General features: G+C 61.9%; 19 protein-coding genes and 2 pseudogenes. 6 read left to right on the forward strand and 15 right to left on the reverse strand.

The window, feature by feature from the left end:
• Window positions 1-18: 18 nt before the first annotated feature.
• The 3 genes from DL86_RS06770 to DL86_RS06780 all read right to left on the reverse strand — a co-directional run bounded on the left by DL86_RS06770 (window position 19) and on the right by DL86_RS06780 (window position 7,088).
• Window positions 19-2,817, reverse strand: a complete 2,799-nt coding sequence (locus tag DL86_RS06770) for a non-ribosomal peptide synthetase (protein ID WP_051952882.1) — start codon at window positions 2,815-2,817, stop codon at window positions 19-21.
• 202 nt (window positions 2,818-3,019) lie between these two features.
• On the reverse strand, window positions 3,020-4,795 hold the full coding sequence (locus DL86_RS06775; RefSeq protein WP_084572774.1) for an FAD-dependent monooxygenase: 1,776 nt from the start codon (window positions 4,793-4,795) through the stop codon (window positions 3,020-3,022).
• Window positions 4,796-4,919: 124 nt separating this feature from the next.
• Complete coding sequence (locus DL86_RS06780) at window positions 4,920-7,088, reverse strand: TonB-dependent receptor family protein (RefSeq protein WP_036259683.1); 2,169 nt, start codon at window positions 7,086-7,088, stop codon at window positions 4,920-4,922.
• A 354-nt stretch (window positions 7,089-7,442) separates the two neighbouring features.
• Between DL86_RS06780 and DL86_RS06785 the strand changes: the two genes are divergently transcribed.
• Entirely contained in the window at window positions 7,443-8,411 is a 969-nt protein-coding gene (locus DL86_RS06785) for a LysR substrate-binding domain-containing protein (RefSeq protein ID WP_156964514.1), read from the forward strand.
• Here the strand turns inward: DL86_RS06785 and DL86_RS19705 are convergent.
• Window positions 8,374-9,363 carry an AraC family transcriptional regulator gene (locus tag DL86_RS19705; protein ID WP_036259684.1) on the reverse strand — a complete coding sequence of 330 codons (990 nt, stop codon included), beginning with the start codon at window positions 9,361-9,363 and terminating at the stop codon, window positions 8,374-8,376. The genes DL86_RS06785 and DL86_RS19705 overlap by 38 nt on opposite strands.
• Window positions 9,364-9,541: 178 nt before the next feature.
• On the opposite strand from DL86_RS19705, the gene DL86_RS06795 reads away from it, so the two are divergent.
• Entirely contained in the window at window positions 9,542-10,171 is a 630-nt protein-coding gene (locus tag DL86_RS06795; RefSeq protein WP_036259685.1) for an FMN-dependent NADH-azoreductase, read from the forward strand.
• A gap of 207 nt (window positions 10,172-10,378) precedes the next feature.
• Here DL86_RS06795 and ssuD read toward each other — a convergent pair whose 3' ends face one another.
• The 10 genes and pseudogenes from ssuD to DL86_RS06840 all read right to left on the reverse strand — a co-directional run.
• Window positions 10,379-11,569 (reverse strand): FMNH2-dependent alkanesulfonate monooxygenase, encoded by a 1,191-nt coding sequence (gene ssuD, locus DL86_RS06800; RefSeq protein ID WP_051952888.1) that lies wholly within the window; start codon window positions 11,567-11,569, stop codon window positions 10,379-10,381.
• Between the two features lie 18 nt (window positions 11,570-11,587).
• Window positions 11,588-12,445 (reverse strand): ATP-binding cassette domain-containing protein, encoded by an 858-nt coding sequence (locus tag DL86_RS06805; protein ID WP_051952890.1) that lies wholly within the window; start codon window positions 12,443-12,445, stop codon window positions 11,588-11,590.
• 9 nt (window positions 12,446-12,454) lie between these two features.
• A complete protein-coding gene (locus tag DL86_RS06810; RefSeq protein WP_051952892.1) occupies window positions 12,455-13,291 on the reverse strand; it encodes an ABC transporter permease subunit in 837 nt (278 codons plus the stop codon).
• A gap of 136 nt (window positions 13,292-13,427) precedes the next feature.
• Window positions 13,428-14,375: an aliphatic sulfonate ABC transporter substrate-binding protein gene (locus DL86_RS06815; protein WP_036259903.1), complete on the reverse strand. Its 948-nt coding sequence runs from the start codon at window positions 14,373-14,375 to the stop codon at window positions 13,428-13,430.
• A gap of 95 nt (window positions 14,376-14,470) precedes the next feature.
• Window positions 14,471-14,608 (reverse strand): hypothetical protein, encoded by a 138-nt coding sequence (locus tag DL86_RS19710; protein WP_156964516.1) that lies wholly within the window; start codon window positions 14,606-14,608, stop codon window positions 14,471-14,473.
• 217 nt (window positions 14,609-14,825) lie between these two features.
• Entirely contained in the window at window positions 14,826-15,782 is a 957-nt protein-coding gene (gene serB / locus DL86_RS06820; protein ID WP_245276280.1) for a phosphoserine phosphatase SerB, read from the reverse strand.
• A 116-nt stretch (window positions 15,783-15,898) separates the two neighbouring features.
• Window positions 15,899-17,086, reverse strand: coding sequence for a 3-phosphoglycerate dehydrogenase family protein (locus DL86_RS06825; RefSeq protein ID WP_036259690.1), 1,188 nt, complete (start codon window positions 17,084-17,086; stop codon window positions 15,899-15,901).
• A gap of 4 nt (window positions 17,087-17,090) precedes the next feature.
• Window positions 17,091-18,173, reverse strand: coding sequence for a 3-phosphoserine/phosphohydroxythreonine transaminase (gene serC / locus DL86_RS06830; RefSeq protein WP_036259693.1), 1,083 nt, complete (start codon window positions 18,171-18,173; stop codon window positions 17,091-17,093).
• Window positions 18,174-18,401: 228 nt separating this feature from the next.
• A complete protein-coding gene (gene epsC, locus DL86_RS06835) occupies window positions 18,402-19,355 on the reverse strand; it encodes a serine O-acetyltransferase EpsC (protein WP_036259696.1) in 954 nt (317 codons plus the stop codon).
• Window positions 19,352-19,987: pseudogene (locus DL86_RS06840) on the reverse strand (pyridoxal-phosphate dependent enzyme); the annotation flags it as partial. The gene epsC and the pseudogene DL86_RS06840, both read right to left, overlap by 4 nt.
• A gap of 1 nt (window position 19,988) precedes the next feature.
• Here DL86_RS06840 and DL86_RS06845 point away from each other — a divergent pair.
• The 3 genes and pseudogenes from DL86_RS06845 to DL86_RS19715 all read left to right on the forward strand — a co-directional run.
• A pseudogene (locus DL86_RS06845) lies at window positions 19,989-20,189 on the forward strand (ABC transporter ATP-binding protein/permease); the annotation flags it as partial.
• A 105-nt stretch (window positions 20,190-20,294) separates the two neighbouring features.
• Window positions 20,295-21,230: a 1-phosphofructokinase family hexose kinase gene (locus DL86_RS06850; protein ID WP_036259699.1), complete on the forward strand. Its 936-nt coding sequence runs from the start codon at window positions 20,295-20,297 to the stop codon at window positions 21,228-21,230.
• Between the two features lie 374 nt (window positions 21,231-21,604).
• The gene (locus tag DL86_RS19715) at window positions 21,605-21,922 is read left to right on the forward strand and encodes a hypothetical protein (RefSeq protein ID WP_156964517.1); all 318 of its coding nucleotides are present in this window, start codon (window positions 21,605-21,607) and stop codon (window positions 21,920-21,922) included.
• 597 nt (window positions 21,923-22,519) lie between these two features.
• Here the strand turns inward: DL86_RS19715 and DL86_RS06855 are convergent.
• Window positions 22,520-22,948: a hypothetical protein gene (locus DL86_RS06855; RefSeq protein WP_342585856.1), complete on the reverse strand. Its 429-nt coding sequence runs from the start codon at window positions 22,946-22,948 to the stop codon at window positions 22,520-22,522.
• A gap of 338 nt (window positions 22,949-23,286) precedes the next feature.
• Here DL86_RS06855 and DL86_RS06860 point away from each other — a divergent pair, with 338 nt between their 5' ends.
• Window positions 23,287-25,653, forward strand: a complete 2,367-nt coding sequence (locus tag DL86_RS06860; RefSeq protein WP_036259908.1) for an arylsulfatase — start codon at window positions 23,287-23,289, stop codon at window positions 25,651-25,653.
• Window positions 25,654-25,697 lie beyond the last annotated feature (44 nt).

Raw genomic sequence — 25,697 nt, forward strand, 5'->3', positions numbered from 1 at the left:
TTCTGATTGATCGCGCGTCTATTTCCCGCCGAGCGCGCGGTCGAGTTCGGCGCGCAGGAGAGCCTGGAAGGAGGCTACGTGGTTTGAGCCCATGAGTGTGTAGTGCTCGCCCGCCGTCTCAACGTAGCGATTGGGCGAGCGCGAAAAATCGTCCCAGCGCCGAAGCTCGTTGTTCAGCCAGTCCTCCTTGGTTCCCCGCAGCGGAATCGCGTAGAAAACGACAAGCGACTCCACCGCGCCGGAGGGAACGTAGGAGCGGCCCATGGTTAACAGCGACTGCGCGAGCCCCGCCCATGCGCGAAACTTGGCGACGTCGATATCGAGTTCGATCAACCGCGCCGGGGGCGCGACGCCGACGAGATATTCGCTGACGTCCCGCTGCGGCGACTCGGCGCGCAGCTTTGCGGGCAGCTCCTCCGACTGCTTCTTGTCGATCAGCGAGAGAAAGAAGGCGAGATTTACGGCGCCCTCGATCGGATCGAGTTCGTCCATCCGATATTTGATATGAGGCGGGAGGTTGAAGACGCCGATGAAATCGACGCGCTCGCCCTGCGCCTCCAGAACCTTGGCGATCTCGAAAGCGACCGCGCCGCCATAGGAATACCCCGCGATCGCATAGGGTCCGTTGGGCTGACGCCGGCGAATCGCTTCGACGTAGACGCCCACCATTTCGTCGAAGCGCGTGAAGAACGCCTCCCCCTCATTGAAGCCCCTCGCGCGCAGGGCGTAGAACGGCCGCTCGTTGACGAAATATTTGGCCAGATTGACGAAAACTAGAACCTCGCCGACGCCCGGATGCACGCAGAACAGTGGCGTCTTGTCGCCCGCGAGCTGTAGGGGCACGATTGGATCATAGGCGCCCTCCGCGCCGTCGCCCGACGCGATCCGGGCGGCGAGCGCGCGGACGGATGGATTTTGCAGGATGGCGACGATCGGCAGGCCGGCAACGCGCAGGCGCTGTTCGAGATGACGCTTGAGCTTTAAAATATCGAGCGATGTGCCGCCGAGATCGAAGAAGCTCGCCGTGGCGCTGATGCTCTCGGGCGCGGCGTTGAACATCTCCGCATAGATTTCGGCGATGACGATCTCGGTCTCTGTTTCGGCTGGAGAAAATCCACCGAGCTGCCGGCTTGTCGCCTCGGCCGCGTGGGCTTCATGCGCGGCAAGTTCGCCTGCCTCCAGACGCTTGCGCAGGACGGAGCGCTGGATCTTGCCAAGACTGGTCTTCGGAAAAGCATCCTTCGGCAAGGGCAGAATCAGCGTCGGGCGAAAGCCCCAAAGCGCAATTGCGGTGTTGCGAATCGCGATGATCAAACGATGCAGCTCCGGCTCGTCGCTCAGCGGGAAGGCCGGCGCGAAAGCGACCGCGAGTTGCTCCGTGTCGGCGCCGGGGGGACGCGTCGGAAAGGCTGCCGCAAAGGAGCGTTCGACGCCGTCGAGTTGCTCCAGCGCGGTCTCGAGCTCATGACTGAAATAGTTGACGCCGCTGACGATGATGCTGTCCTTGCTTCGTCCAACGAGGCTCAGCCGGCCATTCTCGAGGCGGCCAAGATCGCCGCTGCGGAACCATCCGTCGCTCGTGAAAGCGGCGCGGGTCGCCTCCTCGTTGTTGTAATAGCCGCGGAAAATCATTGGCCCGCGCAGCTGCAATTCGCCGGGCTCGCCGGCGCGCGCGGGGACGTCCTGATCGTCGGCGATCCGGATCTCGAGTCCCGTGATCGGCAAGCCAAGAGAGGCGAATTCCCGCCCCGCGTCCGCGTCCGGGAATTCGCGGGAATAGACGGAGCCGGCGCAGGTCTCGGTCATTCCGAAAGCGGGCCAGATCGCCGTGCGAGCGAGCCCATAGGGCGCAAGCAAGCTGAGAAAACGCCGGGCGGTTTCGGTCACCACGGCCTCGCCGCCGGAGACGATATGCCGGAGGCTGGACAAATCGAGCGACAAGGGTTTGGCGCGCGGCGATTCCAGCGCCGCGACGATCTGCCCCAAGAGAAAATTCGGCGTGAAGGTCATGGTGACGCGGCGACGATCGATGAGCCGCAGAAACGAGGTCGGGTCGGCGAGGATCGTTGCGGCGTCGGCGTGAAGCTGCGTCGCGCCGACATAGAGGGGCAGCAGATGCGCCTCCAGAAGCGCGGCCACGTGATCGAAAGAGATCCAGTTGAGCGTGACGTCGGCCGCAGTGAGGTTCTGGCGTTCCGTCTTGCCGGCCAGCGACGCCAGAATATTGGCGTGGGTCAGTCCGACCGCCTTTGAATTGCCGGTGGAGCCGGAGGTCAGCATGAGGACCGCAATATCCTCCGGCTCGGCCTTGTGCGCGCGCTCCTCCGCGGCGGATGCCCGCAGGGAGTCGAGTTCGGCGACCTCAAGGCCGGCGATATCCGGCAGGCCTTCGCGGAGCCTCTCGCTCACGACGACAAGCGGACCCGCGAGCAGGCTCTGAATATGTGAAAGCTGCGTCGCCCAACGCCCCGGGTCTCCGTGGATTGGCGCAAGCGGACAAGGTATGTAGCCGCCAAGGATCGACGCCCAGAAGGCCGGGATGAAATCGCCCGCGCCTTCGAGTAGAAGAACGATCCGGTCGCCGGGACGGCGGCCCAGCGCCGACAGGCCCGCAGAGATGCGCTGCGCCTCGTCGAGCAGCTCGGGATATGAGCGGGCGACGTCGGCGCCCTCGATATCCGCGGAGATCAGCCGCAGGCCTGACTCCGGGCGCCATTGCGCCGCGCGCAACAAAAGCTGCGCCAGCGTGGCCGGCCGTCCAGCGCGGGCCTCCAGCTCGGACAACGCAAGCGGGGGATGAGCGAGAGCTATTGTCATTCCGGACCCTCAGACAGGTGACAGCGCGCGTTCATGGCAAGCATCAACAGCGCTTTCGGCATGTGTTTTGGCTATACATAACTACCTTATTGCGTATATAAATAATATTATACGACAGTTTTTATAGTAATTGTTGCTTTTTATCGCCTTTTATAAAGTATAACTTTCCTTTTTCGCGGCTCGCTCTTCAAAACCTTGAACTTCATCCGGCATGGGCCAGGCGGCCATGACCAGAGGCGCGGACGCCGAGCAGCGCCTCCAGCGCGTCCTGCAGTGCGCGCGCCGCATCGGCGACAGACGTTTTTGACCGGAACGCCACATGGCCGTCGGGCCGCACCAGCACGGCCCCGTCCGGAGCGAGGCCATAGAGCGCGATCAACGTCTTCTCCTCGGAACGTTCGATGAAATCCCCGCCGAGCCCAACCGTGTAGCCCGTGAGCGGAATAGCTCCGCCTTCTCCGATGGACCTCGCCGCATCGCGCCAGGCTCGCCCCTCCCGACCCGCCAAGACGACGAAGCCGTCGCCAAAGAGATCCAACGTCGAAAGCTCGCCGCCGCCGGGAGACGTCAGCCACAGATGCGGCGCTCGCGCGCCAGGGTGCGCCGTCATATAATAATCGCTGATGGTGGAGCGTTCCGGTTCGGTTCCATCGGGGATGACCGCCGCCGACTCATAGATTGAGCCGAATTGTTGGCCATGCGAATAGAACTGCTCCCGCTGGCGCGGAATGGCCGCGGCGACGCGGTCGCGTGCGGCCTGTCCTTCCAGCCCCGGCTTTTCGATGTCCGCGAGGCTGCCTGGATCGCGCAGCAGCCATCCGGTTTCCTCCATGCGATGCGTGTTCTCGAGACACTGCCGGCCGTTAAACTCCGCCACCGGCTTGCGCTCGGCCTCATAGGTGTCGAGCAAGGCGTCGCCGGCCTGCCCGCGCAGCACCAGAACAAGCTTCCACACGAGGTTGACGCTGTCCTGCACGCCCGAATTCATTCCGAATCCGCCGTGCGGCGGAAAGCGGTGGGCGGCGTCACCCGCCAGAAATACTCGCCCCGCGCGCCAAGCGTCGGAAACCGCCTGGTCATGCTTCCAGGGCAAAATGCTTTCGATCTCGATGCCGACGTCGCTGTCGCCGACGGCTTTGCGGATGATGTCGCGGCAGCGGTCGGCGGTATAGCTTTCCGCGTCCTCCCCCGGCTTGGGGTCGAAATTATACAGCCAGCTGTCCGAGCGCCGGCGCCAGGTGAAGGCGCCCTGCGTGTCGGGGTTGGCCACCCAGAAGAGCCCAAAATTGCGGCCGCGTCGATGCTTTTCAAGGTCGGCGCGGAACTGCACGCTGATCGAATCGCCGAACGCGCCATATCCGCTCTCGCCGATCCCGAGCGCGCCTCGCGTCGGGCTGCGCACGCCGTCGCAGGCGATCACATAGCGGGCGCGAACCAATTCGCTGCGGCCCGACGCTTCATCCTCGATGACGATCGAAACCCCCTCGTCATCCTGGCCGACGACGCTGGCGCGCCGCGCCAATTCGACGCGGACGCTCGGATATCGCGAGACCTCCCGAAAAAGAATCGGCTCATAGAGATCCTGACCGCAGAAGCCTGGCGGCTCGGGCGAATATGACGCCCATTTCTTTTGGTCTTCCGGCGACAACCCGAACTCGATCCGACCAAGTTCGATCCCGCTCAGCCGCGTCACCCAGGCGAAGCCGGACGGGCCAACGCCTGGCGGAAGGTCGCCTCGACCGACAGAGCGGATCTCATCGGATATGTCCCACCGCCGGAATATCTCCATGGTGCGGGCGTGAATGCCGCCGGCCTTGGGATGACGCGACAGACCCCCGCGCCTTTCGACAAGCAACGTGTTGACGCCGAGACGGCCGAGTTGGAGCGCCGACGAAAGCCCGACCGGACCGGCGCCGATAATTAACACCTCAAAGTCTCCAGTTTGCGGCGGCGTCTCTACAGGCGCTTCATGTGTCATGCGTTTCATCCTTTACGCCGACTGGCGGCGATAGTTGTCGACGATCCCGGCCGCGCCCGCGGCCGGTCGGGTGAAAGAGCGGAGCGAAGCGGTCCCGTCGTGAACTTCGCCTCGCCTACGCCGGTCAGAAGCGGTACGAGGCCCCGCCATACACGCCGACGCCATCGCCCGGATAGAAGACGGCGGCGTCCCTCCCCCGAGCGTTGAAGATCGGCGTCACAGCCGATGTATATTTCACATTCGCCAGGTTGCGGGCCTCCACATAGGCTTCCCACCCCTGCTTGGGTTGAGCGAAGCCGATCTTCGCGCCCACAATGGCGTAGGGCTTCGCGTAGAACGAATTCGCGTAGTCGATCGGATAGGCGTTGAAGACGGACTCTACATTGACGCCGGCATAGAAGCCTTCGGCGTTCCTGTATTGCAGCTCCGCGCGATACAGGTGCTCAGGCAGACCCGGCAGCCTGTTTGCGCCGAATGTCGGGTCGCCGGCAAAATGGAAATCGTTCCAGGTGTAGACCTGCCGCAGGATAAGCTGGTGCTGCGGATCTTCGAGCGTGCGCTGCACTAAATTGTCGCCGCCTAAATCCGCCCCGAAAAATGTCTGCCTCCCTGCCGCCGACTGCCACAAGACTGTGTCCAGGCCGAGCTCGACGCCTTGATGGCGCGTCGGCGACGCGTTGGAGGTCGCCGTCAGGGTCGATCCCGGAAGCGCGACGGTCAGCAGCTCATTGTTGACCCATGAATAATAGTAAGACGCGCTCCACCGAAAAATGCCCGCCTTGCCGCGCGTTCCAACCTCGGCCGTCGTCGCGGTCTGCTCTTCAAGATCAAGGCTTCGCAGCGAACTTGCCGGCAGCAGCAGCAGCGGATAGGACCAGTTCGTCGCCGGCTCGACGGTCCGGGTCACATTGGCGTAGACCTGCGCCTCGGGATTGATGTTGTAGCGCAACCCGACGCGCGGCGCATAATTGAGGTAGGTGCGGCCAAAATTGTTCTGCACCGGGTAAATGATATTGCTCTGGCGATCCACATAGCTCAGGGCTAATCCAGTCGTCAGCCAGAGGTCCTTGATGGTCTCAAGGTCGTCGGTCGCAAGCAGGACGGTGTCGCCGCCGCCGAGCTTGACGTTCTGGAGGAGAACGCCCTTGTTCACCGCGGCGGAGTGGCTGAACAGCTGAAAGCTCGGATTGAGGGCCGTCGAATTAAGCAGCGAGATCGCCAAATTGCTCTGATGTCCGAGGATCGCGTCGCTGCGAGAATATTTGACCGACGTGCTGATGTCGCTCGCCTCCCATTGCACATAGGGGCCGCCCGGGCCGTGATTTGGAAAGCTCTTGAACGCGGCGCCGAATTCGACCTTTGAATTTTGGTCGATCGTGAGCGTCGTCTTGTTGCCAATAAACGCGCTCCCCGGAATGACCTTGTACCAGTTGAAAGCCACAGCGGCGGCGTTCGCCTGTTGTGGATTCCGCTGAAGCTGGGCCTGCGTGATGGTCGAGGGAACCTGAAAGACGTCATGCGCGTAGCGGAAGTAGAAGCGCGTCTCCAGATCGGGGTTGATCTTATATCCGAAATTCGCGACGACCTTCTCGCTGCTCGCCTGCGACTGCACGCGGAAGCCGTCCTGCTGGAAGCCGGTCGCGCTGATATAATAGTCGAATGGTCCGGCGACGAGCCCCGAACTCACCTGCTCCCTCAGATAACCGAAACTGCCCGCTTCGAACCGCGCCTGCGCCGGCGACGCGTTATATCCGGTGTAGGAAATGTAGTTAATGGCGCCGCCCAGCGTCAGGGCGCCTAGGTCGAAGGCGTTCCCGCCGCGAAAGACCTCGACGGACCGCGCGGCGAGCGGCTCGATCAATTCGACGGGCAGGCCCGTCGATGTCAGCAGCGGCAATCCGTCGAGCTGGATGAGAACGCCGGCGCCGAAGTTGTTCGGGCTTCTTTGCAGGCCTGAGCCGCGAATCGAAAATTTTACGGTGGCGTCGCTGCCCGACGTCGATTGGGCGTAGACCCCCGGCTCGAATGCGAACACATCGGATATGGTCGAGACGCGGCCCTGTTCGTAACTTTCCGCCGTGATGAGGCCGGCGCCGCCGGGCGTATTGGCGACGACCGTCGCTTCAGCCGGCGCCGCGGAAACCACGACATCCGCGATCGTCGTGGTGACCGTAGCCGGCTGGTCCGGCTCAGGAGGAGCGGTTTGCGCGCTCGCCGAGGCCGTCGCGAAGGCGCCGACCAGAAAAGGCGCCGCCCGTCCGAGCGCCCAAGATCTTGAATTTCGTGCTCGCATGTGACTGTCCCCGCTCGCTTGCTCTACGGATCCGAACGCGTCGGATCCGCGCTGTCTGTCCCGGCTCCGGCCATCCGCGCCCGACCATGTGGATGTTTTCCGGCGCGAAATAGGAGACTGAATTCTCTTTGAAATTTTTATTGTCTATACAGTCGACAGATTTTATGACTTATTGTAAAGATCTCGCACTGCAACGCTGCGTTGCGTTATGCGTCGGTTGTTGAGGGTCCGTCAGGAAATGGCGCCTTTTCCCGAGACGATAGGCGGCCGCGCGAGTTCACAACCTCCGGCGCATTGAAGCAACGTCACGAGCGTTGCAATGCAGCAACAGATGCGCCGCCAGGAGCCACCCGCTTGCCCGCATTGAGCATTGACGATCTCTCCGACTTCTACATCTTTGCGGCGATCGTGGAGCGGGGGGGCGTGGCGCCCGCGGGCCGGGCGCTTGGACTCACCAAAAGCCGTCTCAGCCGCAGGCTTGCGGCGCTTGAGAAGCGCTACGGCGTGCAACTCGCACACCGGTCGCCCCGCCGCTTCGCACTGACGAGTCTCGGCCAGTCCTTTTACGATCGCTGCCGCGAGATGATCGATGTATCCGAAGATGCGCTGGCCTTTATCGCTCAGGCGCAGGGACAGCCGACGGGCATGCTTCGAATCAGCGCGCCGTCCCCGGTCGCAAACCTCTGGCTTGCGCCTCTCATTCCAAGTTTTCTCGAGCTCCACCCCGATATTCAGATCGAGGTCGACGCGCGCGACCGCTCACTTGACGTCATGGCCGACCGCATCGATCTAGCGATCCGGGTGCGGCCGATGCCACTGGACGATACCGATCTGATCAAACGGCGCCTCAGCCTCAGCCACAATATTCTGGTCGCCGCGCCTTCGTTTTTCGACAGGCACGGCCCCGTCGCGACGCCCGAGGATCTCAAGCGCGTTCCGTTGGTCGCTCTGCCGGCAGGGAATGGCAAAGCGACATGGCTGCTGCATCATCGGCGCGGGCAGACCTTCACGCTCACATTCACCCCGCGCCTCGCCACCTTCGAACTGGCCATCCTGCGGTCGGCCGCCGCGGCGGGCTCAGGCGTCGCCCTGCTGCCGACCCATTTTTGCAGAGCGCAGCTGGAAGAAGGTTCCCTCGCCGTCGTTCTTCCCGAATGGGAAGGGCCGGTCGCGGATATTCATGCCGCCTATCTTTCGCGTCGTGGCCTGTCATCGGGCGCGCGCGCGTTTCTGGATTTCCTGGTGGCCGAACTTCCGCGCGCCGATCCCACAGCAGAGCTGGCGCTCATCGAAGGCGGCGCGCGGGAGGCGCAGGATCCGTGACCGCCGCGGCCTCGGCCTCGGCCTGTGTAAGCGCCGCGCGCCGGTATGCGCCGGGGGTGATGCCGAACCGGCGCTTGAATACGCGGCCGAATGCGATGTCCGAACCATAGCCGGTCTCGGACGCGATCTGCGTGATGCCGACGGTGGGGCTTTTCAGTAATTCGGCCGCACGCAGCATTCTCTGATCGGCCACATATCGCATCGGCGGCTGGCCCATCGCCTCGGAGAATGCGGCGGCGAAGCCCGAGCGCGACATCCCCACCCGCCGGGCGAGACCGCCGACCGTCCATTGGGCCGCCGGGTCATGGCCGATGAGGCGGAGCGCCGCCACGACCTGAGGCGACCCTGGGATCCGGTCGTATGCCTCTGCGCTGTCGGAGCCTTCCGAAAAATGTCCCCGCACGGCGCGGATGAAAAACAATTCGGACAACCGGTTCAGCACGGCGACCGATCCGGGCGCGGCGGATTCGATCTCAGCGGCGCCCTCAGCCAGAATGCCGCCAATCTCGCGATGACGCGCGGAGGAGCCGGCGCGAAGGTGCAACAAGGGGGGTAGAATATCCAACAATTGCTTCCCGCGGAGACGATCGATCCGCAAATAGCCGCTGATGAAGGCGGTCGCGCGGCCGCCGCCGCCGAAGCGAAGCGTTTGACGCCGATCGCCCTCGGACCGGGCAAAACTGGCGTCGAATGGCGCGATGCGGCTCAACGCGGAGTCCTGCAGAATATGCGCAGCTCCATGCGGCAACATCACATAATCTCCGGGGCCGATCGCCACAGCTTCAGCGCGGTCGCCGAGAAGAATCGCGGCCGCGCCTTCGAGAAACACATAAAATCGCGCATCGGCCGAACCCGGATGCCGGAAGCTCCATGGCGCGGTGAGCTCCGCGCGGCCGCAGAAGCTGCTTTCGATGCGTATCGCCTGCAACATCTCGGAAAGGTGATCGAGCATGAAATGTCCCTGGCGCCTTGGCAGTTGATCGTCCGTCCTTCGGCCGAGAGAAGCAAGAGGCCGCGCCACTGTTGGACGATCGGTTGATTGCTGTGGACGCGGCCTGATTGTGGAGGAGGTCTCTCGGCGGTTAGGGTTGCAGCTGCTTTTGTCCAACAGGCAGCCGGAGCACGCAACAATGTCTCGTCTTCTCGTCATTGAATCAAGCCCGCGGACGGCTGACTCCTTCAGTCGGAAGCTGACCCGCACGGCCGTCGATCTCGCTCTTTCGGCCGATCCCAACCTGCAGATCGTGCGCCGGGATCTTGCGGCGGAGCCGATCCCTCATCTCAGCGAGGCTACCATCGTCGCCATGCGAACGCCGCGGCCTCATCTGACCGAGGCCCAACGGGCCGCGCTCGATCTGTCCGATTTTTTGACCGACGAAGTGCTCGGCGCGGATCGGTTGCTCGTTGGCGCGCCGATGCATAATTTCGGCGTGCCGTCGGCGCTGAAGGCCTATATCGATCACATTGCGCGGGCGGGCCTCACCTTCAGCTATTCCGCGGAGGGACGTCCGCAAGGTTTGCTCACCGGCAAATCCGCATTGATCCTGACCTCCGCCGGAGGCGTCTACAGCGAAGGCCATGCGGCCTCGCTCGATTTCGTGTCGCCCTACCTTCGCAGCGTTTTCGGGGTGCTCGGCGTCGCGACCGAATTCATCCACATCGAGGGCGTAGCCTTCGGCCCGGATGCGGCGGCGGCGGCGGTTGCGCAGGCCGAGACGGCGCTGGCGAAGAGCGGCTGGGCCGGCGCGCTCGCCGCGTGAGCCCCTTCCGACGCAACGCGCAAGAAGCTTGAAATCGTCTGCCTATCAATGGCCTGCGTCCGGAGACTTCCGACCGGAAGGGCGCAAAACTCCACGCAAAAGAATCACCGGCCGCAACCTCGAAGACCGACTCAAATCCCGGGTTTCGCCGCCAAGCGAATACTTCGCTTAAAGCCGGAAAAAACCAGCGCGGGAGACGCGATCAGGTCAGGACGCAGCGGCGCGGCGATCGTCTGGCGCGAAAGCGTTGCCGACCATTTCGCCGAATGGGCCGCGGTGGGACGCCGCGCCGCGAGGAGCGAGCGTGGTCGAAGCGAGCGGAAGACGAGGCAGCACGAGCTCGGCGAAACGATAGGCCTCTTCGAGATGCGGATAGCCGGACAGGATAAAGGTGTCGATCCCGGCTTCCATATATTCCCGCATCCGCTCCGCCACCGTGTCGGGATCGCCGACGAGCGCGGTGCCCGCGCCGCCGCGCACCAGGCCGACGCCGGCCCAGAGATTTGGGCTGATCTCGAGTTTGTCGCGCCGCCCCTGATGCAGAGCGGACATGCGCTGCTGGCCAACGGAATCCATGCGCGCAAACGCCTTTTGCGCCGCCGCTATGGTCGCGTCATCGACATGCGCGATCAGCCTCTCAGCCGCGGCCCAGGCCTCGGCGGCGGTTTCGCGGACGATGACATGGAGACGTATCCCAAAGCTCAAAGTCCGTCCGAAATCGGCGGCTCGGGCGCGCATCGCGGCGACCTTTTCGGCCACCTGCGCCGGCGGCTCTCCCCATGTCAGATATTTCTGAACAATTTGGGCGGCGACCGTCTGGCCGGCTGTCGATGAGCCGCCGAAATAAAGCGGCGGGCCGCCTTGCTGCACTGGTGGAAAAAGCAGTTGGCCATCCTCGACATGCAAGTGCGCGCCCTTGAAGGTCACCGTCTCGCCTGCCAGGAGGCGCGTATAGATCCGCAGAAACTCGTCCGTAACCGCGTAGCGTTCATCATGATCAAGAAAGACTCCGTCGCCTTTGTTCTCGATCGGATCGCCGCCGGTGACGACATTGATGAGCAACCTGCCATCCGAAATGCGATCGAGCGTCGCCGTCATGCGCGCCGCGAGGGTCGGCGATTGAAGGCCGGGCCGCACCGCGACCAGAAAGCGCAGGCGCCGGGTCAATGGGGCCAGGGCGGAGGCGACGACCCATGAATCCTCGCAGGATCGTCCCGTCGGCAGCAGGACGCCGAAATAGCCGAGTTCATCCGCCGCTTGCGCAATTTGTGCGAGATACCGCAGCGAGACGTCGCGGGCGCCATGCGCGGTGCCGAGATAGCGGCCATCGCCATGGGTCGGCAAAAACCACAAGACATTGGCGGCTTTGTCAAGCTTGGCTTCCTTGATCTCGGTCATGGGCGTCTTTCTCCAAATTCATCGTCGAGGCGAGCGCGCGCTACCGCAGCTTTCAAATTGTTCATCACCGAGCAGGCGGTCGAGGATGCCTTCCTCGAGTTGCGCCAGTTCCGCCGACCCACGCCGTCGCGGGCGTGGCAGATCGACGGCGAGGTCCAGCGTCACGCGGCCAGACTCGATCAACAGGACGCGATCGGCCAGCGTCAAAGCTTCCATGACGTCATGCGTGACAAGGATGGCGGTGAATCGGTCGCGAAGCCAAATCCGCTCCAGGAGGCGCTGCATTTCGATTCGGGTGAGAGCGTCGAGCGCGCCGAGAGGCTCGTCGAACGCAAGGAGTTGCGGACGGCTGATCAAGGCGCGCGCCAACGCCACACGCTGTTTCTGGCCGCCTGAAAGGACGAAGGGCCATTCCCCGGCGCGTTCCGCGAGCCCGACGGCTTCGAGCGCCTCGATCACCCGCTGGCGTGTCTGCGGCGAGCTCTCGACCGCGCCAAGGCCGATTTCGACATTCGCCATGACGCGCGCCCAGGGCAGCAGCCGGGGCTCCTGAAACATGACGCGCACGAGGCTATGGCCGGCGAGGTTGGGGCCGCCGAAGCTTGGGCCAGATCGCGCCAAAGCCTTGCCGGCGAAGCGCAGACGTCCCTCGGTCGGCTCGTCGAGCCCGGCAATGAGCCGCAGCAGGGTGCTCTTGCCGCAGCCGCTGCGCCCAACGATGGCGACAAACTGACCAGTGGGCACATCGAGGTCGAGCCCGCTCAGCACCTTGGTCGATCCAAAAGATCGCGCCAGCCCTCGGATGGTCAGGGAGACGCCATCGCTAAATGGGTCCGCGTTTTTCTCGAACGCGGGACAAAGGTCAACAAAGGACATGCCGCCTCGTCACCTCTTGTAGGCCGGATGCCAGGCCAATGTGGTCTTTTCGATCAATCGAGCTGTCGCATCGGCAACTTTGCCCAATGCGGCATAGATAAGGATCGAAAAAACCACGATATCCGTCTGCATGAATTCACGCGCCTGCATCGCCATGTAGCCGATGCCCGATTGCGCCGCGATCGTTTCGGCGACGATAAGGGTCAGCCACATGATGCCCAGCGCGTAGCGCAGGCCAACCAGGATCGAAGGCAATGCGCCAGGGAAAATGACGCGGCGCAGAAGTTCGCGCGGCGTTAAACCGTAACTGCGGCCCATTTCGACAAGTTGCGGATCGATATTGCGTATGCCGTGCAACGTATTCAGATAGATTGGAAAAAAGACCCCGAGCGCGACCAGGAAAAGCTTGGCGCCTTCGTCGATGCCAAACCAGAGGATGACGAGCGGAATCAGCGCCAGATGCGGGATATTGCGCGCCATCTGCAAAGTGGTGTCGGTCAGCTTTTCGCTGAGATCGGAAAGGCCGTTGGCGAAGCCGAAAGCGAAGCCGATCGCGCCGCCAATGATGAGGCCCGCCATCGCGCGCAAGAAACTGACCCAGACATTGGCCACGAGCGCGCCGGAGAGCGCAAGCTTCCATCCGGCGAGCGCAACCGCCGCGGGGGACGGCAGAATATTATTGGTCAAATAGCCGAACGAGGAACAGGCTTGCCAAACGACAAGGAGCAAAATGGGGAGGGACCAGTTCAAGACGCCGACGCGCCGAAGCTTCTTGAAAAGTTTGCCTGCAAGCAGCGAAACCCGCCGAGGGCGCGGCGCCGCCAGCGTCGAGGTCGGGGTGCTCATCGGTTGCGGCCTTTCCGAGTAGGCGCGCCGCCTCGCCCTGGCAAGGCGAGAGGCGTCTCGAGGCCAAGCTTCCTCAAGCGAGACGCGATCCTCGGATGATTCATCTCCAGGATGAGGGCGCGGCTCGCGACGCCATTCAAGAACTCGGCGTCCATTTCCAGACGATGTCGCGGACGGCGATCTGCTTTGGGATGAGCCCGAGCTTGTAAAACCGATCGGCGATCAATTGCTGATCGGCGATAGTCTCGTCATTCAGCGGCGCGACGGTCAGATCGGAGCGTTGCACCGCCTTGAGCACGGCTTCGTAATCGACGCCGCTCGACTGATGCAGCGCTTGCGCCAATTCGGGCCGATTGCCGCGCGCCCAAGCTAGTTCCTTCGCCAATGTGTCATTGAGCTTCGTCACATGATCAGGATGGTCCTGGGCAAAGCTTTTCGCCGCCAGGAAAAAGCCGTGCGGCCTTTCGACCTCGGTATTCAACGCTATGACGCGGGCTTTGTTCTTCTCAGCAAGGGCGAAATAAGGATCCCAGACAACCCATGCGTCAATGCTGCCGCGCGAGAAGGCCGCGACTCCGTCGGCTGGCGGAAGATAGACCGCTTTGATGTCATTGAAGCTCAGGCCCGCCTTTTCCAAGGCGGCGACAGCCGTGGCGTGAGCGCTCGAGGCCTTTGCGAGACCGACCGTCTTGCCCTTGAGGTCGGCGATTGTCCGGATCGGCGAGTCCTCATGGACGAGGATGCCTTCGCTCGAATGGTTAGGAAGCGCAGCTACGTAAAGAAGATTGGCGCCGGCTGCCTGAGCGAAAATCGGCGGGGCGTCGCCGGTATAACCAAAATCGACATTGCCGGTGGCGATGGCCTCCAGGATCGGCGGCCCAAACTGGAATTCAACCCATCTGATGCCGATATTCTGCGCTCTGAACGCGGACTCCAGCGTCTTGCGTTGCTTGACGGCGAAAAGGACGCCCGATTTTTGAAAGCCGACCCTAATCTCCGTCGGCTCGGCCGCCTTCGCCCCTGGCGTCAAAACGCTGGCGACGGCCGCGCTCAGCATGGCGCTCAGCAATGTTCTGCGGTGCATGTGAGAACTCCTGGGCATTTCCGCTGAGCTCCCGACGAAAATCAAGCCAGCATCGGGGCGCATCAAATTATATTCAGTCCATGGATTTAATCAAGTTATAACTCGGGTGCGTGCTTCAGTTCGCGCGCCAAATCCGCCCAGTCCGCCTCGACCCGCCACCTCTGGCCCGGCGCAATTCCGGCGCGGCCAAAAAGCTTGCGTTCAAAAGCGTCGTCGGAGACGTCGTCCGGCAATGGCCGATATCCTGTCTTCCGGGCCGAGAATAACAATCGTTCTGCGCTGATCGCAGCCTGACGGACCCCACGATTTTGCATGCTCTCTTTCCCGACAACCGAGCCTTCATTTGCCGCCAGGATTGACGCGCCGGTCGCAGAGCATCGTCTGCCGGATATGGCGCCGGCAGGCCTCCTCCAAAAGCCTGAGGGTCACTTTCCTCAAGCTATTCAAACCTTAAGCAGCCGCGAATTCCGTCGCGCGGTAACCTTGGGCGTAAAGAAGCGCGGTCAAATCGCAATAGTCGAGGCGGGTGCGAGCCCGTTCAGCAACTGCAGGTTTTGCGTGGAAGGCGACGCCAAGGCCGGCCGCCTCCAACATTGGCAGATCATTGGCGCCGTCGCCTATGGCGAGCGTCAAACGCCTTGGAACGCCGTGCTCCGCGGCGAGACTGATCAACGCCGCCTCCTTTCCCTCCCGCGTCACGATCGGTTCGCGCACCGTTCCGGTCAGCCTGCCGCTTTCAATGATGAGTTCATTGGCGATCACGACGTCGAAATCAAGCATCCTCTGCACGTGGCGGGCAAAGACGCTGAATCCTCCGGTGACGAGCGCGACACGAGCGCCATGGGCGTGTGACGTCGCAATGAGGACGGAAGCACCCGGCATAAGGCGGATCCGTGCGGCCGCCTCGCCCAGCGCCGCTTCCGGCAGGCCCTTGAAAAGCGCGACCCGGGTTTTGAGGGCTGTAGCGAAGTCGATCTCGCCGTTCATCGCCCGTCGCGTGATTTCCGCAACCTTGTCCCGAACGCCGATGAATTCGGCAAGCTCGTCGAGCATCTCGTTTTCGATGAGGGTCGATTCCAGATCGGCGACGACAAGGCGCTTGCGCCGATCGGCGGCCTCCTGAACCACAAGGTCCAGCTTCGCGCCGGGAAACCGTTTGGCGAGGAGCGCCCGCATCCCGACATCGGCTTGGTCGAGAGTGACGTCAGCAAAGAAAAGGTCAAGCGCTTTCCGTGGGGCCAGCCAGTCGGGCTGACCCACTCGCGCGCCGAGGTTGGTGAGCGCCTCGCGCGCGGCGGAGGCGGCGGTCTCGATCAGCGTTTCGCTGTCCGTTGCGGCGATCAGGGTCAAGGCGCAATCGAGCATCGCTTCGCCTTCAGGCGCCGGCGCGCGCTCGATAGAGCGCAAGTGGGGAAAAGCCAATAGACCCCATTTTTGGGGACACGCGCCATCACCCCGGAGATTGAGAGAGCGAGGGACGCAGCATGCTCGGCGCCGATGATCACGCATGACTCGCACTCATATCACTCGAAGCCGCCTGCCGATTTTGGAACGATGCGCGCGGACAGTACGCCATTGATGGCGCGGATGAGCTGCAGCGTTTCGGGAGGCGCTTCAGTATTCAGGTCGATCAATGTATAGGCATATTTGTTGAGCGACTTGTTGAGCAAATTGTCGATGTTGAGATTGGCCGCTGCTAAAGCGGCAGAAATCTGGCTCACCATGCCGGGCACGTTTTCGTTCGCAATCGCCAGCCGCGCGCGGCCGCTGCGCGGCATGACTACCTTCGGGAAATTCACCGAATTGCGGATCTCGCCGTTTTCGAGGAAATCGACGAGGGACTCGGCCGCCACCGTCGCGCAATTGACCTCGGCCTCGGCGGTGGAGGCGCCGAGATGGGGCAGCACAATAGCATGCGGATGATCGAGGAAGGCGCGAGTCGCGAAATCAGTGACATAGGTGCGCAGCTTGCCTGAGTCGAGGGCGGCGCCCAACGCGGCCTCGTCAACCACCCCAGCCCGCGCAAAGTTGATCAGGATCGCTCCTTGTTTCATCAGTGCGAGATGCTTTTTGTCAATGACGTGATTGGTCTGATCGTTGAGCGGGATGTGGAGGCTGATCAGATCCGCCTTTGCCAACAAATCGTCGATGCTCGGCACGCCGATGACGGATGACGAAAGTTGCCAGGCCCGGTTGACCGTCAGCGACGGATCAAAACCGTACACGTGCATCCCCAGACCGATCGCCGAATTAGCCACCTGCACCCCGATTGCGCCCAAACCCAGAACGCCGAGCGCCTTTCCCGCGAGCTCGAAGCCGTCGAAACGCTTCTTCTCCTTTTCCACCTGGTGCTGAATAGCCGTATCGTCGCCCTTGAGACTGCGGGCAAAATCCCAAGCCGCAGCAACGTTGCGAGCGGCGAGCAACATGCCGGCGAGAGTGAGCTCCTTTACCGCATTGGCGTTGGCGCCCGGCGCATTGAAAACGGGAATCCCGCGCTTCGAGCACGCCTCGACCGGGATGTTGTTCACGCCGCTCCCCGAGCGCGCCACAGCCAGAACCGACTCGGGAATCGGCACGCTGTGCAAATCGAAGGACCGCAAGAGGATGGCGTCGGGATGGGAGCATTCCGGCGCGATCGAATATTTGTCACGCGGCAGCCAGCTCAGGCCGTCCGCCGGAATTTTGTCGTAGGTCAGAACGTTGAACATGGGATTACCCCCGTTTTCTCTCGAATTCGCGCATGAAGGAGATCAAAGCGTCCACACCTTCTTCCGGCATGGCGTTGTAGATGCTGGCTCGCAATCCGCCGACGGAACGGTGCCCTTCGAGATACGCGAGCCCCGCCTCCTTCGCGGCCGCCAGGAACGGAGTCTCCAGGGCGGCGTCCGCCAAATGGAAGGGGACGTTCATGCGAGAGCGGACGGCGGGGTCCACAGGATTCGAATAGAACGGAAAGGCATCGATGGCCGAATATAGCTTTTCCGCCTTGCGTATATTGCGGGCTTCTATGGCTTTGAGCCCGCCTTGCTCTTTTAGCCAGTCCACCATAAGGCCGGCTACATACCAACTATAGGTCGGCGGAGTGTTGACCATCGACCCTTGGTCCGACTGTTGCCGGTAATTGAAGGTCGAGGGAGTCCCCGGCAGGGCCTGTCCAATCAAGTCGTCACGCACAATGACCACGGCCAAGCCGGGCAGGCCGATGTTCTTTTGAGCGCTGGCGTAGATGACCCCGAATCGACTGACGTCCACCGGACGGGACAGAATGTTCGACGACATGTCCGCGACCAGCGGCAATCCGCCCGCCTCGGGCGCACTGTGGAACTCGACTCCGCCGATGGTTTCGTTGGCGGTGTAATGCAGGTAAGCCGCATTGGGATCGACACTCCACTGCGGCCGCGGCGGGATCGTGGTGAAATTACTTTCCTTGCCGCTTGCCGCGACTTGCACCTCGCCAAAGAGCCTCGCCTCGGCAATCGCTTTCTCCGACCAATAACCGGTGCTGACGTAGGAAACCTTCGTCTTGCCGCGCCACAGGTTCAGCGGCACGGCCGCGAATTGCGCACTCGCTCCTCCCGCCAGGAATAGAACCTTGTAGTTTTGGGGGATCGCCAACAATTCGCGGAGATCGGCAGTCGCCTTTTCGGCGATGCCGATGAAATCCTTGCCGCGATGACTCATCTCCATCACGGTGATCCCGGTGGAGCGCCACCCTCTCAAATCCTCACGCGCCCTCTCCAACACCGGAGCAGGAAGCATGGCGGGCCCCGGACTGAAATTATAGATTTGCGCCATCGACTTCTCCTTGATCAGGGCTGCGGACTATCTCCACCTCCGATAAGAGTTCGGTCTCCGTGGTCCGGAACTCCGTCGTGATGGAGCGCAGCAAACTATTCGAGGGCAGGCTCAGCGCCGCCGCGTCTGCATATGCTGCTAAGCAAGAGGCGGACAACGGTCTCTCCGCCGCGACGGCCGCCAATTGGCCAGATTCTGGTTGTGCGCCTGAGCGCGATGTTCTTTGATTCAGATTCCCCCACCCTCATCGAAGGCCTCGCTGCGCAGCTTGGCCTGGGTGATATTGCTGCCCGGCGGCACGCTTTGAGTGAGCCAGACATTGCCGCCGATGGCCGAGCCGCGGCCGATGGTGATCCGGCCGAGGATTGTCGCGCCTGCATAAATCACGACGTCGTCCTCGACGATGGGATGCCGGGCGTAGTTCTTGATCAGGGCGCCGTGCTCATCCACTTCAAACCGTTTCGCCCCGAGCGTAACGGCCTGGTAAAGCCGCACATGCCGGCCGATGATCGACGTTTCGCCGATGACGACGCCAGTCCCGTGATCGATGAAGAAACTTTCGCCGATTTCAGCCCCGGGATGGATGTCTATGCCAGTCTCGGAATGCGCGATCTCGGAGACGATGCGGGCGAGCAAAGGGGCGCCCAGGAGATACAACTCATGTGCGACCCGGTGGCGGATGATCGCGGTGACGCCAGGGTAGCAGAACACCACCTCGTCGAGGCTCTTGGCCGCGGGGTCCCCTTCGAAGGCCGCGCGAATGTCGCTCTCTAGCAGCGTCCGCACTTTCGGCAGCGCTGCGGCGAACCCGTTTCTGATCTCGCTCGCCCGCTGCGCCTGATCGGCGGCGCCCTTGTCAGCTTCCTCGGATTCCAGCTGAAGTTCGCGGCGCGCCTGTTCCTCTAGCGACTGCAGCGCCGCGTCCACAGCGTAACCCACGAAACCATCAGCGCCCTCGTCGGTCAGACCCGGCGGTCCGAAATGTCTTGGAAAAAGCGCCGCGACCAGCCCATCGATGATGCCGATCACCGCTTCCCGAGATGGGAGCAAAGGCCTCGGGCCGTAGCGGCGCCCGCTATGCTCCGAGGCGGCGCGCTGGCCGTTCAGATCGGCCACGATATGGCCGAGGTCCGAGCCGCGCGCTGCGATGACGTCATCGCTTTGCTTGACGAGCGTGGTCATGCCGCGAGGCCTTTCGCATCGAAGATTCCTTCGAAGAGCGCCGTGCTGAGGTAGCGCTCGCCGGAGTCCGGAAGAATGGCGACAATGGTCTTGCCGGCGTTCTCGGGCCGCTTAGCGATGCGCACGGCCGCAGCAACGGCAGCTCCGCTCGAAATGCCGGAGAGGATCCCTTCTTCGCGTGTCAAACGGTGGGCGTACTCGATCGACTCCTCGTTGGTGACTTGCTCGATCTCGTCCACTAGCGAGAGATCGAGAACGTCCGGCACAAATCCCGCGCCGATCCCTTGGATCTTGTGAGGACCGGGCTTCAGCGGCTGACCCGCCTGGCGCTGTGTAAGCACGGGACTTGCGGATGGCTCAACGGCGACCGAGACGATTGACTTTCCTCGTGTAAGTTTGATGTAGCGCGAGACACCGGTGATGGTCCCGCCCGTACCCACCCCGGCTACGAAGATGTCGACGGCGCCTTCGGTGTCGTTCCAGATTTCCGGACCGGTGGTCTCCTGATGAATTGCGGGATTTGCCGGGTTCTTGAATTGCTGAAGAAGAACATATCGGTCGGGGTCGGAGGCCGCGATTTCCTCGCTTTTCGCAACGGCTCCGCTCATCCCCGCCGGCCCCTCGGTGAGGACCGCTCCGATCGTCGTCGCGGCCCCGGGTTATTTCAGCGGCGATCTGTCTCTGGGCTCGCTGATGATGGCGGTCGGCGCCTTTAATCAGGTGCAGCAGGCGCTGCGCTGGTTCGTCGACAACTTCAGCGTCATCGCGGACTGGCGCGCTACGCTCTTACGTGTCGCAAGCTTCCGCCTGGCGCTCATCGAGATGGACGCGCTCAGCGACGAGACGACCGGGAGCAGCTATTTTGTGTAAGAAGTTTCCGTGAGCGGTTGGCCTCATCGAGCATCTGTAAGTCATCACGGAGTGCGCCCCAAGGCCAGCATGACCAACATCGTCACCTTGACGCTCAACCCCGCGCTGGATCTCTCCACGTCGATAGACCGGCTGATCCCTGGCCACAAGCTGCGCTGCGGGGAACTCCGGCGCGATCCAGGCGGCGGGGGCGTGAACGTCGCCCGCGTGATCAGCCGCTTGGGGGGCGACGTGACCGCCGTCTTTCCTGCTGGAGGCCCCTCCGGCGCGATGCTGCAGCACCTTCTGCGACACGAAAAGGTCGCGAGCCACGTCGTCCTCACCCGCCAGGACACGCGCGAAAATCTTCACGTGTTCGAAAAAGAAACGAAGCAGCAGTATCGGTTCGTGATGCCTGGGCCTTCGCTCAGCGAGTCGGCCTGGCGACGCTGCCGCGACGCCGTCATCCGGGGATCACCCCCGAGATATATCGTCTGTAGCGGCAGTTTGCCGCCAGGCGCGCCTGAGAATGCCTATGCTCGCCTAGCCAAGCACGGGAAGCGAACGGGCGCCCAGCTTGTGGTGGACAGCTCGGGACCAGCCCTTCGCGCGGCGCTGGACGAAGGCGTGTATTTTGTCAAGCAAAGCCTAAGAGAGCTTCGTCAGTTGACCGGCCAAAAATTGAACACCGAGGCGTCCTGGATTGAGGTCTGCCAAAAGCTCGTCGCTGCGGACGCCGCGCGCATCATCGCCCTGACGCTCGGGGACCGCGGCGCTTTGCTGGTGACGCGCGAGATCACGCTGCGGGCCGAGGCGCCGCCGATCCACGAGGCGACCACCATCGGGGCCGGCGACAGCTTTCTCGCCGCGCTGGTTTGGAGCCTCGCGAAAAGCCTCTCAATTACTGAGGCTTTACGTATGGCCGTCGCCGCGGGCTCCAGTGCCCTTCTTGGCCCCGGAACAGGACTTTGCTTGCGAAAAGATATCGAACGCCTGATGGCTCAAGTGCGCATAGAGGAGCGCTGAAGGCGCTCCATGAATGCAGCCGCCTGCGCCGCGCTTCGCGAAAAAAGCTTCCCATCCCCCGCGTTTGATCTCGGTCACGGAAACCCCAGATCACACCATACCGCCGCAAGTTGGTCCTTGGAGCTGATCACGCCTGCATAATGCGCGGCAACGCCGATCGCAGCCGCGCCAGTCAATACGGTACTACACGATAAACCAAGCGAATACGGATCCAGCGAGTAAGTAGGCCGATTGCGCCATAAGCCAACAAATACGTTCGGGTGCCGGCGCCTCTGGGAAACCCAGCCGGAGTTCTGTTATTTTGAGGAAGGTCGGCGGCCGGTTATCAAGGATGCTTTTGAGCGCTTCGGCACGATAGCAAAATGGAGGATCCGATGACAACTATCATCTCTGCTTCACCCGGTTGGTGGCTTGTGCGGTTTTTGGATAATGGGACTGGTTTTGATCTAGAGTCTGCATTTTGCCGAGAGTTGATTATTGGATGGCGGATTACTCACACCGAGTCGACAGCTATATGTCTGGGTGACGGTATTGAGCCGATTACGGTAGGGGGCGCTTATTGGGACGAATCGACTGCTGTTGAATCGCCAGATGGACACGTTCAAGGCGTTTCGAGTTCTTTTAACAATTATGACGCTTGGAAGGCAGTCCAACTAAAGCAGGCGAAGGAAAAATACCGCAGTGAGGGGTGATTGTCTCGAAAGACTCATGCGGCGCCACAGGTTGATGGCGGGGACGATGGCCTCGTCGATTCGCAACATTGCAGCGACGCGGTGTTGCTACGCCAGCTGGAGTTCTGGTCATGAATACGGGATCCCGCAGATCGTCGGGATGTATTCGCGCGGAGCCGGTGTGGACCACATACGACCCCAATAGAAGATCACGCCCAGACACGCGAATGTCGCGATCGCTTCGCGGCGCCCGCCTCAATGCCAGCATGCATCGCGAATCGGTATTTGGCGATAAGACCGTCTCAAACCTGCGGGTGAAATGGATTTTGGGTCGTTATTAGCCCGGGGCATGAGATGAAGCGGCGCGATTTGCTGGAGCTGACAGAGCCCGACTCGAGCGGGCGGACGAACGAAGCCGCCCCGGGGCGCCTCGATCTCGTCCCGCATGAACGGGCGTGTCGTGTCATCCAAATGATGGAATAAAAGGCCCACCGCAAACTCCTAAGGTTATCAACAATACTGACAACCTGCCCGATTCGCATGGTTCACAAAGGACATAATCGCCTTAAAATCGACTTCGGGAGGTACGCACGCCCGAGAAAAACTTCGACCGACGCATCAGGCAAGGTGCGACGGCGGTTGCGGATTATTTGCCGGGTTGGTGTCGTGTTTGGACAAGTTCAAGACCAGGCCACGGCTGATAAGAGGCCGTAGGTCTTCTTCAAGAGCGTCGGCGATCGCCTTGGCATAGACTTCACTGCCATCGACGTATACCGCAAAGGAGGCAATGTGCTTTGCCTTCTTGGCCGGGTCCTCGATCGTCGCCTTGGTCCATTTGTAGAGCGGAAAATGCTCTACGCCTTGTTTCTCGGCCTCGGAAACATAGTCCGCAAAAGCGTCGTATTGGCTTTTCAACGCCGCGTTATGTTTGATCAATATTTCGACGATTGGCCTGATCGCCTCGTTGCCGGGATCGCTCCGCGCAATGTCCGCATATTTGTCGCCGAGCTTGATCCGCAGTTGATACTCCCAATTATCGCTCATCATCGACTCCAGGGTTCGCATAGTGATTTGGGGGACGCGCGCTCTCTGCTTGGCGCCGCAGGAGCGCGCATCGAAAGGCAACAGACCGAGAGCGTCGGACTATTGCAATCCGACGCGGACGAGCGATCGCGGGCGCACAGATGGCAACAAGCTTAAGAAACATCTCCTTGCGACGCATTCGTGAGGCCGACCACGGCTCTGCGCCAAAAGTATATAACTTCTATAGACAAATGCGCAACGGGGTCATAGGCTCCGGATCTAAGGATTCGGTCGCGAGATCGCGAAACGCCTCAGGCGGCATCGTGAAATCTTGTCGTGGAGGTGGGCGGGATATGCGGAAGATGTCACTACCCGAAACCTTCCTTGCTCTTTGGATCGCGTCTCTCAGTGCTGGACCGGCGATCGCGGACGAATTGCCCAAGCCGACTGCGCCGTTTCGAGGCAAGATCGCCGACACGCGCGAGCAATCGGTCGCCGCGTTCCCAACGCCGCCACAGGCGCCCAAGGGTGCGCCGAACGTCGTGCTCATCCTGCTCGACGATGTCGGCTTCGCGGCGTCCGCGACCTTCGGTGGCCCGGCGTCGACGCCGCAACTCGACAGGCTCGCCGCAGATGGGCTGCGTTACAACCAGTTCCATACGACAGCCATCTGCTCACCGACGCGCGCGGCGTTGCTCACCGGCCGCAATCACCACCAGACCGGGTTCGGGAATCTCGCGGACGTCGCGACCGGCTATCCCGCCTATAATTCGGTCTGGCCCAAGGAAACGGCATCGATCGCGCAAATTTTGCGCCTCAATGGATACAGCACGGCCGCCTTCGGAAAATGGCACAATACGCCGTCCTGGGAGATTACCCCGGCCGGGCCGTTCGATCGTTGGCCGACGGGGCTAGGCTTCGAATATTATTACGGCTTCATGTTCGGCGAGACCAGCCAATGGGAGCCGCAACTCTATCGCAACACCGTCGCCGTGGAGCCGCTCAAGAAGCCCGAACAAGGCTATCATCTGACGACCGACCTCGTCGACGACGCGATACATTGGCTGCATCAGCACGACGCGGTCGCTTCTGAAAAACCGTTCTTCCTGTATTTCGCGCCGGGAGCGACCCACGCCCCACTGCATGTGCCGAAGGATTGGATCGCTAAATACGAGGGGAAGTTCGGTCAGGGCTGGGACAAGCTGCGGGAGGAATCCTTCCGGCGTCAGAAAGCGCTCGGCGTCGTGCCCGCCAACGCGGAACTCACGCCGCGCCCCGACGGACTGCCAGCTTGGGACTCGCTCAGCGCGGAACAAAAGAAGCTGTATGCGCGGCAGATGGAAGTCTACGCAGCCTTTCTTTCGCATACCGACGATGAGATTGGGCGACTTCTGAAATCGATTCGGGACGCAGGCAAAGCGGAGAATACGCTGGTGCTCTACGTTGTAGGAGATAATGGAGGCAGTGCGGAAGGCGGCCTGACCGGATCCGAATCGAATTTCGCTACGCTCCAAGGCGCGAAGGATGACGTGCCGGAAATGTTATCGCATCTCTCGGACCTCGGCAGCCCGCTCTATGACAATCACTATGCCGCAGGCTGGTCCTGGGCGACGACGGCTCCCTTTCCGTGGATGAAGCAGGTCGCGTCGCATTTCGGCGGAACGCGCAACCCGCTCGTCGTCTCCTGGACGGGACATGTTCAGAAGCCCGAGTCCGTGCGCGCCCAGTTCAGCCATGTCAACGACATCGCGCCGACGATTTACGAAGCCGCCGGCATCGGCTTTCCCGAGAAGGTCGATGGCGTCGCTCAAACGCCGCTCGAGGGCAAGAGCCTGGTGGCGAGCTTCGCCGACCCTACGGTCAAGAGCCAGCACACGACGCAATATTTCGAGATTTTCGGCAATCGCGCGATCTACAAGGACGGCTGGGTCGCGGGCGCGCGCCGCTACGCGCCATGGGAGTTGTTTTCGGACATAACCAAAGTGTTTCGCGGTGGATTTGAAGGCGATCGTTGGGAGCTCTACAACGTCGCCGATGATTTCAGCGAGGCGCATGATCTAGCCGGTAAACTCCCGGAGAAGCTGCAAGAGCTGAAAGGCGAGTTCGATAAGGAGGCGCGCCGCAACGGCGTCTATCCGCTCGTGCCGATCCCCGCGCCGGCCGCGACGCCGTCGCCGGTGGTGGGAAAGACGCATTTCGCCTATCTCTCCGGCGTCGAGCGACTGCCGGCCTACGCCATCCCGGAGGTCGGCGCGCGTTCGCACCGCCTTACCGCAGATGTCGACACTTCCAACGGCTCCGCAGAAGGCGTGATCGTCGCCAGGGGCGGTCGTTACGGAGGTTACAGTCTCTTCGTCAAAGACGGAAAGCTTGTCTATGAGAGCAATACTTTCGGTAAAGTTCACGAGACTTTGGCATCGTCGAGGCCGCTGCCGAAAGGCAAGTCGCATATCGCTTTTGAATTCGACGTCGATCGGTCGTTGACAGAAAGCGCAAAGGGCTCGCTTTCCCCAGCTTTGGTGTCGAAGAGCCGGCCGGGGACCGCGACGCTGTCGATCGACGGCGTCGAAGTCGCGCGCGCGCATTTCAGCCAGTTCGGGAGTTTCGGCAGCTCAATCACAGAGCCGTTCGACCTCGGCAAGGACAGCGGGTCTCCCGTTTCCAATGCCTATGAGAGCCCATTCGCATTCACAGGCAATGTCGAAAAAGTCGAGATCGATCTGAAGTGACCTGAATTGTGAGGGAGGCGCTCGGCCGAGGATCGGCTCGATCG

Source organism: Methylocapsa aurea, from assembly GCF_000746085.1.
Lineage (GTDB): Bacteria > Pseudomonadota > Alphaproteobacteria > Rhizobiales > Beijerinckiaceae > Methylocapsa > Methylocapsa aurea.

What these genes read in the sequence shown, in the direction of transcription:
- DL86_RS06770 (WP_051952882.1), bottom strand. Translation starts at nt 2,817, where the DNA reads ATGACAATAGCTCTCGCTCATCCCCCGCTTGCGTTGTCCGAGCTGGAG.
- DL86_RS06775 (WP_084572774.1), bottom strand. Translation starts at nt 4,795, where the DNA reads ATGACACATGAAGCGCCTGTAGAGACGCCGCCGCAAACTGGAGACTTT.
- DL86_RS06780 (WP_036259683.1), bottom strand. Translation starts at nt 7,088, where the DNA reads ATGCGAGCACGAAATTCAAGATCTTGGGCGCTCGGACGGGCGGCGCCT.
- DL86_RS19705 (WP_036259684.1), bottom strand. Translation starts at nt 9,363, where the DNA reads ATGCTCGATCACCTTTCCGAGATGTTGCAGGCGATACGCATCGAAAGC.
- DL86_RS06795 (WP_036259685.1), top strand. Translation starts at nt 9,542, where the DNA reads ATGTCTCGTCTTCTCGTCATTGAATCAAGCCCGCGGACGGCTGACTCC.
- ssuD (WP_051952888.1), bottom strand. Translation starts at nt 11,569, where the DNA reads ATGACCGAGATCAAGGAAGCCAAGCTTGACAAAGCCGCCAATGTCTTG.
- DL86_RS06805 (WP_051952890.1), bottom strand. Translation starts at nt 12,445, where the DNA reads ATGTCCTTTGTTGACCTTTGTCCCGCGTTCGAGAAAAACGCGGACCCA.
- DL86_RS06810 (WP_051952892.1), bottom strand. Translation starts at nt 13,291, where the DNA reads ATGAGCACCCCGACCTCGACGCTGGCGGCGCCGCGCCCTCGGCGGGTT.
- DL86_RS06815 (WP_036259903.1), bottom strand. Translation starts at nt 14,375, where the DNA reads ATGCACCGCAGAACATTGCTGAGCGCCATGCTGAGCGCGGCCGTCGCC.
- DL86_RS06825 (WP_036259690.1), bottom strand. Translation starts at nt 17,086, where the DNA reads ATGTTCAACGTTCTGACCTACGACAAAATTCCGGCGGACGGCCTGAGC.
- serC (WP_036259693.1), bottom strand. Translation starts at nt 18,173, where the DNA reads ATGGCGCAAATCTATAATTTCAGTCCGGGGCCCGCCATGCTTCCTGCT.
- epsC (WP_036259696.1), bottom strand. Translation starts at nt 19,355, where the DNA reads ATGACCACGCTCGTCAAGCAAAGCGATGACGTCATCGCAGCGCGCGGC.
- DL86_RS06850 (WP_036259699.1), top strand. Translation starts at nt 20,295, where the DNA reads ATGACCAACATCGTCACCTTGACGCTCAACCCCGCGCTGGATCTCTCC.
- DL86_RS19715 (WP_156964517.1), top strand. Translation starts at nt 21,605, where the DNA reads ATGACAACTATCATCTCTGCTTCACCCGGTTGGTGGCTTGTGCGGTTT.
- DL86_RS06855 (WP_342585856.1), bottom strand. Translation starts at nt 22,948, where the DNA reads ATGATGAGCGATAATTGGGAGTATCAACTGCGGATCAAGCTCGGCGAC.
- DL86_RS06860 (WP_036259908.1), top strand. Translation starts at nt 23,287, where the DNA reads ATGTCACTACCCGAAACCTTCCTTGCTCTTTGGATCGCGTCTCTCAGT.